Source organism: Candidatus Thiodiazotropha sp. CDECU1 (assembly GCF_963455295.1).
Taxonomy (GTDB): Bacteria; Pseudomonadota; Gammaproteobacteria; order Chromatiales; family Chromatiaceae; genus Thiodiazotropha.
Genome location: NZ_OY734020.1, coordinates 4,234,087 through 4,248,469 on the forward strand (window position 1 = coordinate 4,234,087; position 14,383 = coordinate 4,248,469).

Below are 14,383 nucleotides of genomic sequence, written 5' to 3' on the forward strand. Positions count from 1 at the left end.
TCATTCTGATGGAAAGAGACATCAGGGATATAGGTTGATCATCCAACTCTGTCCCACTTGATTTTTGAAGGATCATGAATCATGAAAATTGCGCATAGTTGGATTCTATTATCGGCAATATTATCCATTGCGATCATCCTATTAGGGCCTGTTGATTGGACCATCAAACAAGATGATCTCAGCTGATCCCGAGACTGATGACAATCATTCGGGCGACCGAGCAATCACCCCGGCAACCTCCAAAACATGTTTTTATTACTTTTATACGGCTTTCTCGTTAACCATCCTGACCGGTATAGTTCTACTGCTCTTGGGCTATACCTTTTTCAGCGGGATATTGATCGCAGGCTCGCTGATTTTACTCATATATATCATCGCAAAAAACAGAGTGCCTCATCCAAAGTAATATAGATGTTGGGAGCAGTTGTTTATAAGGTTATCGGTAAGAGCGACCGAAACAGTTTGGTAAATATGAGATCGAGCCTGACCGCGAGGTCAGGATTTTTTATGCAGGAAAGATTTTAGGAATTTAACTCCAGCCGCCTCTATTCACCCGCGATACGCGTCACGTTTTACTCAATGGGTACCTCGTCTCACTCTTCCGATACTCAAACGTAACTGATAGCCTCTGGATGTCGATGAGCACGCGCGTGCAAGGATTCCGATCATGATCAAGCTGCAAACACGCCGACAATTCATTCGCAAAACTGGGTACGTCGCCATGGGCATAGCCTTCATGGGCTGTGGCTCCGAGGATACCAGTCCACCCAGCGACGACGGATCGTCTGATAATGGAACTACCGATGATGGAACGACCAATAACGAGGCGCCCGTGTGGAGCACGATTCCGGCCCAGGCCTGGACCGTGGGCGTTGCCGTCTATCTCGATCTCAACGACTATGTCACCGATGCGGATGGGGACGCGCTGACCATTTCCCTCGACAGTGCACTGCCGGACGGCGTCACCCTCAACGACGGCGTGATCAGTGGAACCCCCACCGCTGAGACCGCGTCGGCGTCATACATGGCTACCGCCGATGACGGCAATGCCTAGAGGTGAGCCGAATAGTATCCACTCTATTTAACCCCTTCCGCTTAAACATAGTGTCTTCGCACCCTCTACTCTGTGACACAGACCCATCACAGACAACGAGTTCAGTTGCCAATAAACGATAGATGTCACATTTTGCCGCCCCTACCCTTTGTACACTCGGGGGTAACTGATAGCCTCAAACAATCGATGATCACACGAGTACAAGGATGACGATCATGAGTAAGCTGCAAACCCGCCGAGAATTCATTCGCAACACCGGGTACGTCGCCATGGGCATTGTCTTCTCGGGCTGTGAACCCGGAGCGCCCGTATGGAGCACGATTCCACCGCAGACCTGGACCGTGGGCGATCCCGTCCATCTCGATCTCAACGACTATGTCACCGATCCGGAAGGCGATGCATTGACGTTTTCCCTCGACAGACCCCTGCCAGACGGTGTCACCCTCAACGGTAGCGTGATCAGTGGAACCCCCACCACAGCGACCGCATCGACCTCGTATGCGGCGACCGCCGATGACGGGACCGGCTAGAGGACGATCGATAGAGCATACAGGAGTACACGATGGCAAGTTCAACACAAAGCTTCACAATTAACGTCATGCCCGCAGATGGCGACCAGAACGAGGCGCCCGTGTGGAGCACGATTCCGGCGCAGACCTGGACCGTGGGCGTTGCCGTCCACATCGATCTCAACGACTATGTCACCGATCCGGATGGCGACACACTGACGATTTCCCTCGACCAGGCACTGCCAGACGGCGTCACCCTCAACGACGGTGTGATCAGTGGAACCCCCACCGCAGAGGCCGACGCGGCTTCCTATGTGGCTACCGCCGATGACGGGAATGCATAGCGGACGATCCATAGAGCATACAGGAGTAACACCATGGCAAGTTCAACACAGCGCTTCACGATTCGCGTCTTACCCGCCCTTGGTGACCAGCTGGATCTACCGCTCTACGACACCTCGAAGATTGAATACCTGGGAGGCTTTGCACTGCCCAGCGGCGGCGGAACCATCGGCGGGCAGGCCCACGATGGCTTCCAGGGCTCACCGGACCAGGGCGGTGGCGGCATTGCCTACAACCCGGCGAACAACTCCCTGTTCCTCACTGGATCGACCACCAACAATGATCGTGTGAACACCATACTTGCGGAGATATCCATCCCCACACCCAGCCTCTCGGCCCCGTACAATACGGCCGGCATGCTGCAGAGTTTCACCTTGGCCTGCGGATTGAACCGTCAGGCCCAAGTCAACGACGGGCAATACGGCAACGGCGCCCCTGTAACGGGCATGCTGGTCTCCAACGGCCGGTTGCTGATCACCGTGGCGGGCCTCTACATCAACGATCCCACATCCTCCTGCATGTTCGTTCGGCCGAGCCTCAACCTTTCAGACGACACCGTGCTGGGGCCCTATCGGGTCACGAATGTGAACCAGCGCATCGTCGGCAACGGCATGGGCTGTGAACTCCCGCCTGAGTGGCAGAGCGTGTTCGGCGGCTACCAGGCCATCGTCGGTGGCGGCGGCAACCTCTCCCTGATGAACAACGCCGGCTACGGCCCCGGCTTCCACTTTTTCAACCCCGACGATGTCCAAGGGAGTACCAGCCAGACGGTCCCGGGTGTGAATGCCTGCTACTACACGGATATCGCCGGCAGCGGCTACCCCTTCACCCCCGGTTACGAGACCGACGTGTGGAACAGCATGAGCACCCATCGTGGCACCATCGTGCTGCCCGAGACACGCACCTTCATGGCTTACGGCTGTGGCGGCAGTGACGCCTTCTATGACACGGGTGGCGCGATCACAGGCAGCTGGCAGGGCACCTACGCAACCGGCGGCACCATGAATGACAGGTTCTATCTCTACGACGCCCGTGACCTCAAGCAGGCCTTCGACGGCAATCAGAGTCCTTTAAACAACATCCGCCCCTATGCGACCTTCGATATGGACTTCTGCCTGCGCAATACAGACATTACCTGGATCGGTGAACTGGACCAGGTGCGGACGCTCGGGTTCGATTCCGTCAATCGCTTGGCATATGTTCACGAAAGGGGCGAAGGGATTCACGTCCTTAGGTTCAACACCTGAACAGCACGGAGTCATAACTCAGCGCAGTTACCAAAGTAAGGCACCTACTTACATTTATTATCCTCGAAACCCGGAATAACTCCGGCCCTCCCTTGCCCCCATAAAAAAGCCCTCCGCAAGGTACGGAGGGCAAGGTGGAGGACAACTTTTTCGCCAGGTCTATTTCACGACCTGGATCTTTTCAAACACCGCATTGCCAGCCCCATCCTCTACCGAGTAGTAGAGTTCACCCTCGGTGAGCGCACTATAAGGCAAAGTGATCAAACCCTTCTCATCGGTGTAACCGTTGACCCAGGTCTCACCCTCCATGTTGGGCAGATCCCGCTGTGAGGGCTTCCACAATCCCACCAGGGCGTTGGGTAGCGGATTCCCGACTTCGTCCAAGACCTGGATCGGCAGTTCGCAGAACTTACAGATCTCGATCAGCTCCGGGATCTTAATCGTAATGGTGTAAGGGTTCTTGGTGCGGATCTTCATATCCGGGTCCCCAAGCAACAGATACATCCACGCATTGCGTGCACCTATGAGCGCCGCCATTTGTGCCTCTCCCCGCTCAATGGCGTGGGATTGGGTCAGCAATCCCTCGTCGTACACGGCGCGGAACATCCACTCATCCAACACATGGTTCTGATCGGTGTAGGAGGTGCGAGTGGCACCGTAGTAAGACGAGGATCCGGCATCAGCCAGCTCCATCCATTTCTCAGCGATGGAGTCGTTCTCGTCTAGCTTGGAGTTGGTGCAGGCAAAAGACCAGACTACCGGCGAGCGGGACAACGGGTTGGAAAGGGTTGAGACATCGAGGCCGTTGAAGTACTCACTGGTCTGGTTCCAACTTGTGGCGGTGGAGCCGGAACTGCCGTGGCCGCGATAGGCCATCACCCCAACCCCATTGCTAACCCGGTTAGCCACGTCCGAATCGGTAACCCCGGTCTGTGAGCCGTAAAAGGTCTCGAATATCGGCGCGTCAGCATAGGCGAAGGTGCGTACCGTTTCGTGAGCCCCTTCGTATTTCCCCGGCGCATTCTCTTTGTGAGCCCAAAGCCCTGCCCGGTTGTAGCAACAAAAGGGGCTGGGATGATCCTCATAAGTGAGGATCTTGCTCACCTGGTTAGCCAGATCGGCCTCGCTGTCCACTGAGAGGCGTCCTAGATAGATCTCCTCATTCAGATCGTCGCCGTCGGTGGAGGCATAGCTATCATCGGTCTGATCCCCGTCCGGCGAGGTACAATGGGGAATCACATCCGTATCCCCAACCAACAGGGCGTAGGCATCACGGGAGAAAGGAATGGCTGCTTCCCAGGTCTGGATGGCGGTGCGGATTGTATTACAGGTGGAGGCACCGATATCGTCGGCCACGTTCATCTCGGTAACCTTGAATCCACGGGCCTTTTTCTGATCCACCAGCGGCTTGATCTCATCGGCATAACTGCTGTCGGGATAGATGAAGAGATAGTCGGCGGTGTAGAACCATAAGTTAGGGCCGAAGACCGGTTCCAGTATCTCCCAGTTGATGAAAGTCAGTTCAGCTAGTTTGAAACGCTCCTGGGTGATGGGCTCGAACTGTTCCTCATCGCCGTCGTGGTCCAGGATGTAGGTGATCTTGCCAGCCACCTGCAGTTCTCGACTGGAGGGATCCCACTGCACCGGCCAGGCCTCGCCATGGATGGCGGGGATCCCTCGCAGGGCCTTGCCGATCTCATAGCTCTCGGGAGAGAACGTGCCAGGCCAGCTCCCTTTACCGGCGTAGGTTTCACGATCGAGAACGAATTGCTCCGGGGTACCAGTATCCTTTTCCCCATCCAGCTCCGGCACCGACTGGGGCCAGACCAGGATATCCTGAAAGCGTCGTAACTCCTGCACCTCGCCGCGCATGCTCACCTTGCCCTTGCTGAAAGGCAGGGCCAGATGGAACTTGTAACGGGGCAGATCGGGCTGGCCCAACTCGTCATGGCTACCAAGACCCGGGATCTCGATCTGTTGATAGATCTGGCCGTCATCACCCTTCTTGCCGGTCATCCAGAAACCGGGAATGGTGATATCGAATACGCTGCGACGTTTGTTGGAGGCCTTGCGGTTCAACTCCACCCTCGCCTCGCTACCAGGCTCCTGGTCCTGATCCAGTGCGACCCATTTGCGCGCTTCCACCGCAACGCGAACGTCAGCCACATTGGTCGTGTTGATTGAAGTCAGGGCCACCGCCGGTGACAAATCGACCTGGGCAGCCTGCAGCCCGCCTGACAACATCGTCGATACACCAAGTCCCAGTGTTATGAACAAACGTTTTCTGAGCATCTACTCTCTCCTTTGTGCGTGAATCGCTGAGCCTCATTGCTCAGCACGACTCAGGCTAAGGTGATACGGGAGAGGAGTCTGTTAAATATTCACACCCGGAGTGTGACGCATTAAAGTCAATGAAAAAAATCAGATCAGAGAGTTTATTGCTCTCTGACTCGAATTAAATAAACGTTAATTCATTTCCGGCATTGATAGCATATCCATCAATCGCTATCGTGGGCAGGCAGATTGTATAACCGCCATCGCAGGATCGCCTTGGCGCAAAGACTATGAAAGGACTCACACATGGACATCAAGCAGATGCTTGCCCTCGCCCTCGTTTCTATCCTGACACTCGGCACCCTCGCCCATGCCAGAAACTGTATCAAAGGGAAGCCCTGTGGGAAGGGTTGTATCGCACTCAACAAGACCTGCCGTATCGACGCAAGCCCCAGCAGCAGAAGTAGTGCCTTGAGATACAGCTCCACTCAACAAACCGGCAGAATCATCCACCGAATGAAGCATCGCCTGCCCAAGGTGCACAAGATTACAGCCACATCCATAACGGCAGTCGAGGCACCCAACTCCAACCGGACCAGCCGCGAATACAAGGAGGGGCAGCGGGTATTTGTTTATGAAACCTATGACACTTGGGCGCGTGTCAGTAATATGCAACCCGAGGAGTGGCTTGAGCTAAAATATCTTAAACGTATTGGAGATTGATCGATCCTTGTGACAGTCAGCAGCAATTCTATTGACAGATTTGAGATAACCGCCGGGGATGAGTCTCACTACGACGCTATTGTGGCGCTGTTCACATCCCAGGAGGAGTTCTACCTCATAAACCCCTCTGGCAGCTGGCCCTTTGACAGATCACAGCTGCAACGACTCGCAACACAGCGCAGAGATTTCACCGTGGTGCTGGATAACAGGCAAGTGATCGGATTTGCCAATCTCTATACCAACACCGCCGGTGACAGGTTTTTCATCGGCAATGTGGTTATATCAGAGGCCTACCGGGGCCAGGGTATCGGTCGGCGTTTGATCTACCATATGTGTGACATCATCTTCGAACACTACGCCTCGACCGTCTATATTTCGGTTTTCAATTTCAATACCCCGGCATTGCTGCTTTACACATCGCTGGGATTCAAACCCTATGAAATTGAACAGCGTAGCATGCCAAATGGCGACAGCGTTGCGCTGATCCATATGCGTCTGGACGCAAGGAATCGGTGATTTATGTCTGGTACTCAGCCAGGGACATCAGCATCTATTTTGCAATGACACGATTCCGCCCGGACTCCTTTGCCTGATACAGCAGCTTGTCCGCCCGCGAAATAAGATCGCTAAAGTATTCCCCAGTGGCATTAAGCGTCACTCCGAAACTTGCGGTTATATATATTGGCTGTACCCGGCCATCGACGGTGCTCTTATCGGCGATTTCTCTTCGAATGCTTTCAGCCTTCGAGGTCGCTTCCTCAAGGGAGCATTTTGGAAGAATAATGATGAACTCTTCGCCGCCCCAGCGACATACCAAGTCCTCTTTTCTGACACTTTTCTGGAGATGGAGGGCAAAGGCTTGAAGTACTATATCGCCAATCTCATGCCCATATTGATCATTGATAGCCTTAAAGTGATCAACATCGGTCATTATCAAGGCATAAGCTCGTCTATTAGGCTGATCCTGTTGTTCATGACGACTGATATATTCAGTGAGATAATGCCTATTATACAGACCCGTCAATTCATCCCTGCGCGCCAACTCGGTCAATTGCTTGCTATGCCTCTCCACTAAAATACGCGCGCTGACGATACCAAAAATGAATGCAATGCCTGCAATTACAGCATTTACCCGCAGCATCATAGCGAGCGTTTCAACGGATACTGGGACATCTTCAACATGACTCCAGTAAACACGCCCAAACACCCATAAAATGATACTTGCTGAGCCGGCAACCAGTGCAAATTTATGATTTATGTTTGGGTTATACGCCAACCATGCAGCCAACGGCCATAGATAGAGATCGAATCCTGAGTCCTGCCCCAAAATCGACATTGCGAATACAGCGTGAAGCAATATTTCGATAGTGCCTAAATAGACAGATCGATAAGTATAACCACGCAGAATTTCAGCAATCGCCCAGGCCCACAGCAAGGAGCTGAAAACATTGAAATAGGAGAGTGACGGAACGCCCCAGTAGTCAAACAAAAATATGAAGGAGAAATGCGCAAGAAAACCAATCAGACAGATAACCAAGCTAACCGGAAAGGTATCGGAAACTCTGAATCGGGACCGCAATGAATTCTTGATCAGTTGCGGCAACCTCAGCATTGATCTCGTCTCAAGCAGCACCTAATTGATTTCATATGTGCAAGATTAGCTCAGAACCCAAGCCAAAGAAAACTTGCCAACTCATTAACATCCGGAAACGATGAGCAAACAGCGAGCCCAGACCAAGCCGGCCATCCTGAATCGGAAGGCCGGCTATGTTGCTTCAATGGTTAGTCGTCGGCACGGATGAACTCAACCCGGTTGCGCATCGCCGCATAATAGACCACCGGGATCACCACCAGGGTCAGCACCGTGGAGACGAAGAGACCGAAAATCAGGGAGACCGCCAGGCCGCTGAAGATCGGATCGTCGAGGATGAAAAAGCCACCCGCCATGGCCGCGATGGCAGTTAATGCAATCGGCTTGGCACGCACCGCCGCCGAGTTGATCACCGCTTTCTCCAGCGCCATGCCCTCTCTCACCTGTTGGTTGACGAAATCCACCAGCAGGATTGAGTTACGCACGATGATACCCGCCAGGGCGATCATGCCGATCATGGAGGTGGCTGTGAACTGGGCCCCCAGCATGGCATGCCCAGGCATGATGCCGATCACGGTCAGCGGGATCGGCGCCATGATCACCAGGGGTACCAGGTAGGAGCGGAACTGAGCCACCACCAGCAGGTAGATCATCAGCAGCCCCACCGAGTAGGCGATGCCCATGTCGCGGAAGGTCTCGTAGGTGATCTGCCACTCCCCGTCCCACTTCAGGCTGTAGGCGTAGGGGTTCTCCGGCTGTTGCAGGAACCACTGTTCGATGCCGCCGTCACCCAGCTGGCCCGAGATGTCGAACAGGCCGTAGAGGGGACTGTCGGTCTCTCCGGCCATGTCACCGGTAACATAGACCACCGGCAGCAGGTCCTTGTGGTAGATGGAGTACTCGCGCACCCGTGGGATCACCTGCACGATCTCCGACAGGGGCACCAGCTCGCCTCCCAGCGAACGCACCCGCAGTGAGAGCACCTGGTCGAGATCGGCCTTGTCCGCCTCGGCATATTCGATGCGGATCGGCACTGCATACTTCAGGTTCTCCCCATGCAGATAACTGGCGTCTTCGCCATGCAACACCGTCGACAGGGCCTCGGCCACCGTGCTCTGGGCCACCCCCAGCCTCGCCGCCTTTGCCCGATCGACCCTCACCACGAACTTTGCCGAGGGGAACTCCACACTGTCATCCACGTCGATGATGTCCGGGGTATTCTCAAATACCTTGCGCACCTCCCACGCGGCCTCTGTCTGTCCCTCATAGTCGAGACCATAGACCTCCGCCACCAGGGGTGACATCACCGGTGGTCCCGGCGGCACCTCCACGACCTTCACGTTACCCTTGTACTCTCTCGCGATCGCCTGCAGGGGTTTACGTACCGAGAGGGCGATCTCATGGCTTTTACGATCCCTGTGGTGTTTGTCCACCAGATTGACCTGGATGTCACCCAGATGGGCCCCCTCGCGGAGGTAGTACTGCCGCACCAGGCCGTTGAAGCCGATCGGCGAGGCGGTCCCGGCGTAGACCTGGTAGTCGGTCACCTCCGCCACCCTGCCCAGGTAGTCACCCAGCTCGTCGAGCACCCGGGTGGTCTGCTCCAGGCTGGTCCCTTCCGGCATGTCGAGTACCACCTGGAACTCCGACTTGTTGTCGAAGGGGAGCATCTTCATCACCACCGATTTGGTCGCCACCAGAGAGATTGAGGCGGCAATCAGCAGCATGATCGAGCCCAACAGCACCCAGCGCATGCGATTCCCCCGACTGCCGGCAAGGAAGGGGGTCATCACCCGGGTGAAGAATCGACTCAGCGCCGTATCCTCATTTTCGGCATGGGCGTGGCTGGCTATTTTTTCCGCCTGGCTGGCCAATATCCGGTTGGTCAACCAGGGGGTGAAGACAAAAGCCACGATCAGGGAGATCAACATACCGGTACTGGCGTTGATCGGGATCGGACTCATGTAGGGCCCCATCAGGCCGGTGACGAAGGCCATCGGCAGCAGCGCGGCGATGACAGTGAAGGTGGCCAGGATGGTGGGACCGCCCACCTCATCCACTGCCCTGGGAATCGCCTCCAACAGGTGCTTGGCCCCCATTTGCAGATGGCGATGGATATTCTCCACCACCACGATGGCGTCATCCACCAGGATGCCGATGGAGAAGATCAGGGCGAACAGGGAGACCCGGTTCAGGGTAAAGCCCCAGGCCCAGGAGGCGAACAGGGTGATAGCCAGGGTCACCACCACCGCGGCGCCGACGATGAAGGCCTCGCGCCAACCGATGGTTAAGAGCACCAGCACCACCACCGAGAGAGTGGCGAAGACGAGTTTGGTGATCAGCTTGTTGGCCTTGTTCTCTGCCGTCTCCCCATAGTTACGGGTAATGGTTGCGTGTACCCCTTCGGGAATAAACACCCCCTGGAGCTGCTGGAAGCGGTCGATCACCGCCTTGGAGATATCCACCGCGTTGGTGCCCGCCTTCTTCGCCACGGCGATGGTCACCGCCGGAAACTTGCCCCCCGGGGGCAGATCCTTGGCCTCACCCCGGGGACCCACCCCCATCCAGACATAGTGCTGGGGGATATCGGGCTGATGGCTCACCCTGGCCACGTCGCGCAGATAGACCGCCTTACCCTCATGCACACCCACCACCAGGGCTTCGATCTCCTCCGCGGAGGTGAGGAAGGTGCCGGCCTGCACCAGCAACTCCCGGTTGTCGGCGGTGACGCTGATATTGTCACGGATATGGTTGCCTGCCTGCAGGGCATTGCGCAGATCACTCAGGTCGATGCCGTGACCAGACAACGCCTGGGGATCGAGCAGCACATGCACCACCCGATCGGGGTTACCGATGGTGTAGATGTCACGGGTACCCGGTACCCGTTTCAGTTCGGATTCGATGGCATGTGCCACCTGGCCGAGTTCAAAGGCACCCACCTCGGGGTTTTCCGACCAAAGGGTGGCGGTGACAATTGGCACATCGTCGATGCCCTTCGGCTTGATGATCGGTTGCCCCACACCCAGGCCCTGGGGCAGCCAGTCCTGATTCGCGTAGACCTTGCTGAACAGGCGCACGATGGCGTCCTCACGATCCTCACCCACCAGGAACTGCACCGTCAGCACCGCCATACCGGGACGCGAGGTGGAGTAGACATGCTTGATGCCGTCGATCTCCGACAACACCTGCTCCGCCGGTGTCGCCACCAGATTCTCGATCTCGGTGGCGGTGGCGCCGGGAAAGGGGATGAAGACATTGGCGAAGGTGACGTTGATCTGCGGCTCCTCTTCGCGGGGGGTCACCAACACAGCGAATACACCCAGCAGCAGACCCACCAGGGCCAGCAGCGGGGTGATTTCAGTGATCAGGAAGCGTTTTGCAACAGCGCCGGAGAGGCCCAACTTATCCATCCTGGCCCTCCGCCAACTGCTGTTTCAATAACTTGGCAGCAGCTACCGGGTCGATTGCCACCCGCTCTCCCTCCGACAGACCCGCGATCACCGCAAGCATCTCCCCCGCCACCGGATGCCCGGCGCGAATATGCCGGAAATGGACCCGCCCCTGCTTACCCACGACATACACGGCTGTCACCTCGGAACGATAGACAACCGCCCCTGTCGGGACCACCAGCTCCTTTTTAACCCCGGTGACAAAGGCCGTTTTAACAAACATCCCCGGAAACAGGTCGGCGATGCCTTGTGGCAGATCGACGCGAACCTTGAAGGTATTGCTGCTTTGATCGGCAAAGGGAAAGATGGTGAGTCCCTGACCTTCGATGGCCTCGCCGGTAGACAGCAGCACCCGTGCCTTACCCTGCTTGCGTATCACCGGGATCAGGCTCTGTGGCAACTCAACGGTGACCCGCAGCTGATCCAGGGAGATGCCGCTCATCAGCTTTTGACCGGGAGAGGCGATCTCCCCCACCTCCACGTGACGATGGGTCACTATGCCGCTGTAGGGGGCCTTGACACGGGTATATTCAAACTGCTCATTGGCCTGTGCCAGGCGCGCATCTGCAGCCTCCCTGCGCGCCTTCGCGGATTTCAGCGCCGCCGTGGATTTATCCAGTTGCGACTGGGACGCAAGCTTGCGCCCGAACAGATCCTTGCTGCGCTTGAAATTGTCCTGGGACTCCTGGAGTCGGGCCACGGCCTCCTTCAGGTCCGCCCTGGCCTGATCCAATCCGGCCTGCTGCTCGGTGGCTTTCAGTCTCACCACCACCTGACCCTGCTCCACGTAGTCATCCACGTCGAACAGTATCTCCTCCACCTGCCCCCGGGTCTGGGCAGATAGGGTGGTCTGGTTGATCGCCTCGACCACCCCGTCGAGCCAGAACTCCCTGGCCGTCTCCCGCTTCACCACGGTAACGGTTTCGAGCTCTCCGGTTTCCGCCATCGATAGGGTGGGCAGCAACCCAAGGCTGAGGATAAATGGAACCAGCAAACGCCTCATTGTCAAGGACTCCGATAAGTATATTAGATTTCTCTTATATTACTGGCTCAATTTATTTTTTCAACCACATCCCTCAATAACCGCGATTGAACTCGACGACGGTCACAACATTTCAGGGTAGCGCCAAATCCTGTTAGCCACCTGTTCAGCAAAGCTCAGTATGGCAGGTAACAGAAGGGGAAGGACTGGTTATAAGTCTGACACCTTTCTCATGGATGGGTCATCAGGGCTTGTGAAACCCGTATGAAATCGACCGCCCTGCCGCCACAGCTTACGCTCAGCCGCCTCATTTATTCCGGGGTTGATGGGCAGACGTATCTCGAAGGCCGTACCTTCCTCGGAGCTGTGCAGTAAAGCGATCTCACCAGCGTGTTTAATCACAATCGCCAGGTAAGCGACCGTAAGCCCCTGTCCCTTACCCTGACCCACATCCCGGGTGGTGAAGAATGGGTCGAAGATTTTGGATTGGATCTCCCGGGGAATACCGCGACCGGTATCGCTGATTTCGATGACCACCCAATCGCCACTTTTACGGGTGATAATCTTTATCCTGCCCTTGTCCCTGGAGTTTGTACGCTCCTCGCACTCCTTAATCGCCGCTGCAGCATTGACAATTACATTCAGCAGGGCCTGATTGATTTCACTCGGCACCACGGGAACCAGGGGCAGTTCCGGGTCGAGCTCGGTCTCTATCTCCGCATGGTACTTCCATTCATTGGCAGAGACCTGGAGGGTACTGACCACAGCCCCATTTAGGTCGGTATCGATCTTGTCATTGGTGCCCGGCCTGGCAAAATCCTTCATCGCCGTAACAATGCTGGAGACCTTCGCCACCCCATCCAGGGATTGTTTTACCGCCACCGGGATCTCGTCAAAAAGATAGTCAAGCTCGGCCTCCTCCACCTGGCTGCGCGCTTGGGCCAGCAGATCCCGGGAGACACTGCCCCCCTCCACGGCAGAGAGCAGATTCAGGTGCTGCTTGGCTGTGTCGATCAGATCCCCAAAGGCCTCCTGCATGAACTGGATATTCTCACCGATATATTGGATCGGAGTATTGATCTCGTGGGCCACACCCGATGCCAGCTGACCGATGGCGGCCATCTTTTCTGACTGTACCAGGTGTTGTCTTGTGCTGTTCAGATCCTCGATCAGCTGCTTCTGTTCACGGTTGATCTCTGCCAGCTGCGCACCCCACTGAATGGTCTCGGTGATGTCATTGAAGAGTATGGTGTAACCGGCAAACTTGTGACTCACATCGAGCATCCGTTCGATTCGAACCCCATAGGTCCTATCACCTTCAGGCGTTGTGTAGCTTTTTTCCAGCTCCCAGTGATCCAATCCCTTGTGCTTCATTATCCCGAGTTCATGATGCAAGCCGGGTGGCTCCAGGTCATTACGCTGTTCCGCATAATAGCGACTTCCAGGAGTATCGCAGCCCAACAACAGGCGTCCGGCAGCGTTGTTATAGTTGTCCACCTTACCGTCCTCGTCACACAGAATCACCGGTGATGAGAGACTCTCGAACATGGTGAGGTATTTATTCTTCTCAGTGGCCAGCTGCAGATTGTTGCGGCTCAGCTGCTTGATCTGCGCCTCGGCATCTGTCCCAGCCCACTCGTCGCAATAGGCCAGCTCTGTACGATCGAAGAACCGCCTGACCAGCAGGTCCACTGACTTGGGATAATCGAATCCACCTGACTCGGTCAGCAGGTCGACATAGGATTGCCGGTAATATTTCATCAATCCCAGAAACATCGAGAGATTGACGCCTCTGCCACGGTGACGTTGCGCCTCTATGACACCAAACTGAGTAGCAGGGTCTTTAGCGTAGTCCTCCTCCGGACTCAGCTCAGGCACCATGTCGGACCTTTCCACAACCTCGATAATCGCCTTGCTCAGGCCCTCTATGGAGAGCTTCCAGGCCTCTTTCAAGGTCGAGGTGTAGCTAGTGTAGCCTTCTTGATTGGTATAGTAGATTATGAGTTCGATGAGTCTGTCTTCACTGCTCTGCAACAGATCTATCAGGACGTCCCTGTCATGCCGGTTGATTCGCATGACGCTAGGTCTCCTGTTCGTGACATAGATAAATACACTAAATATTAGCGACTGCCATCTGGGTCTCTTTAACCCCTGGAAGTTCTGATCGTTGATATTTGTGATTCCATCGCCAAGCTCAACATACCGCTCAGGT

General features: G+C 55.7%; 11 protein-coding genes. 6 read left to right on the forward strand and 5 right to left on the reverse strand.

What is annotated here, in order from left to right:
• Positions 1-736 precede the first annotated feature (736 nt).
• The 4 genes from R2K28_RS19370 to R2K28_RS19385 all read left to right on the forward strand — a co-directional run bounded on the left by R2K28_RS19370 (position 737) and on the right by R2K28_RS19385 (position 3,152).
• Positions 737-1,054, forward strand: a complete 318-nt coding sequence (locus tag R2K28_RS19370) for a hypothetical protein (protein WP_316367057.1) — start codon at positions 737-739, stop codon at positions 1,052-1,054.
• Positions 1,055-1,395: 341 nt separating this feature from the next.
• Positions 1,396-1,584: a putative Ig domain-containing protein gene (locus R2K28_RS19375; RefSeq protein ID WP_316367059.1), complete on the forward strand. Its 189-nt coding sequence runs from the start codon at positions 1,396-1,398 to the stop codon at positions 1,582-1,584.
• Between the two features lie 101 nt (positions 1,585-1,685).
• Entirely contained in the window at positions 1,686-1,907 is a 222-nt protein-coding gene (locus R2K28_RS19380; RefSeq protein ID WP_316367062.1) for a putative Ig domain-containing protein, read from the forward strand.
• Between the two features lie 33 nt (positions 1,908-1,940).
• On the forward strand, positions 1,941-3,152 hold the full coding sequence (locus tag R2K28_RS19385) for a hypothetical protein (protein ID WP_316367064.1): 1,212 nt from the start codon (positions 1,941-1,943) through the stop codon (positions 3,150-3,152).
• Between the two features lie 159 nt (positions 3,153-3,311).
• Here R2K28_RS19385 and R2K28_RS19390 read toward each other — a convergent pair whose 3' ends face one another.
• Positions 3,312-5,444: a C25 family cysteine peptidase gene (locus tag R2K28_RS19390; RefSeq protein ID WP_316367066.1), complete on the reverse strand. Its 2,133-nt coding sequence runs from the start codon at positions 5,442-5,444 to the stop codon at positions 3,312-3,314.
• A gap of 288 nt (positions 5,445-5,732) precedes the next feature.
• Here R2K28_RS19390 and R2K28_RS19395 point away from each other — a divergent pair, with 288 nt between their 5' ends.
• Both R2K28_RS19395 and R2K28_RS19400 read left to right on the forward strand, forming a co-directional pair.
• Complete coding sequence (locus R2K28_RS19395) at positions 5,733-6,149, forward strand: hypothetical protein (RefSeq protein ID WP_316367067.1); 417 nt, start codon at positions 5,733-5,735, stop codon at positions 6,147-6,149.
• 9 nt (positions 6,150-6,158) lie between these two features.
• Entirely contained in the window at positions 6,159-6,665 is a 507-nt protein-coding gene (locus R2K28_RS19400; protein WP_316367068.1) for a GNAT family N-acetyltransferase, read from the forward strand.
• 34 nt (positions 6,666-6,699) lie between these two features.
• Here the strand turns inward: R2K28_RS19400 and R2K28_RS19405 are convergent, their stop codons facing one another.
• The 4 genes from R2K28_RS19405 to R2K28_RS19420 all read right to left on the reverse strand — a co-directional run bounded on the left by R2K28_RS19405 (position 6,700) and on the right by R2K28_RS19420 (position 14,247).
• The gene (locus tag R2K28_RS19405; protein ID WP_316367070.1) at positions 6,700-7,761 is read right to left on the reverse strand and encodes a GGDEF domain-containing protein; all 1,062 of its coding nucleotides are present in this window, start codon (positions 7,759-7,761) and stop codon (positions 6,700-6,702) included.
• Between the two features lie 170 nt (positions 7,762-7,931).
• On the reverse strand, positions 7,932-11,150 hold the full coding sequence (locus R2K28_RS19410; RefSeq protein ID WP_316367071.1) for an efflux RND transporter permease subunit: 3,219 nt from the start codon (positions 11,148-11,150) through the stop codon (positions 7,932-7,934).
• A complete protein-coding gene (locus R2K28_RS19415) occupies positions 11,143-12,192 on the reverse strand; it encodes an efflux RND transporter periplasmic adaptor subunit (protein ID WP_316367072.1) in 1,050 nt (349 codons plus the stop codon). Before R2K28_RS19415 ends, R2K28_RS19410 begins: the two co-directional genes overlap by 8 nt.
• Positions 12,193-12,381: 189 nt before the next feature.
• Complete coding sequence (locus R2K28_RS19420; protein WP_316367073.1) at positions 12,382-14,247, reverse strand: sensor histidine kinase; 1,866 nt, start codon at positions 14,245-14,247, stop codon at positions 12,382-12,384.
• Positions 14,248-14,383 lie beyond the last annotated feature (136 nt).

What these genes read in the sequence shown, in the direction of transcription:
- R2K28_RS19405 (WP_316367070.1), bottom strand. Translation starts at nt 7,761, where the DNA reads ATGCTGAGGTTGCCGCAACTGATCAAGAATTCATTGCGGTCCCGATTC.
- R2K28_RS19395 (WP_316367067.1), top strand. Translation starts at nt 5,733, where the DNA reads ATGGACATCAAGCAGATGCTTGCCCTCGCCCTCGTTTCTATCCTGACA.
- R2K28_RS19415 (WP_316367072.1), bottom strand. Translation starts at nt 12,192, where the DNA reads ATGAGGCGTTTGCTGGTTCCATTTATCCTCAGCCTTGGGTTGCTGCCC.
- R2K28_RS19385 (WP_316367064.1), top strand. Translation starts at nt 1,941, where the DNA reads ATGGCAAGTTCAACACAGCGCTTCACGATTCGCGTCTTACCCGCCCTT.
- R2K28_RS19370 (WP_316367057.1), top strand. Translation starts at nt 737, where the DNA reads ATGGGCTGTGGCTCCGAGGATACCAGTCCACCCAGCGACGACGGATCG.
- R2K28_RS19420 (WP_316367073.1), bottom strand. Translation starts at nt 14,247, where the DNA reads ATGCGAATCAACCGGCATGACAGGGACGTCCTGATAGATCTGTTGCAG.
- R2K28_RS19410 (WP_316367071.1), bottom strand. Translation starts at nt 11,150, where the DNA reads ATGGATAAGTTGGGCCTCTCCGGCGCTGTTGCAAAACGCTTCCTGATC.
- R2K28_RS19390 (WP_316367066.1), bottom strand. Translation starts at nt 5,444, where the DNA reads ATGCTCAGAAAACGTTTGTTCATAACACTGGGACTTGGTGTATCGACG.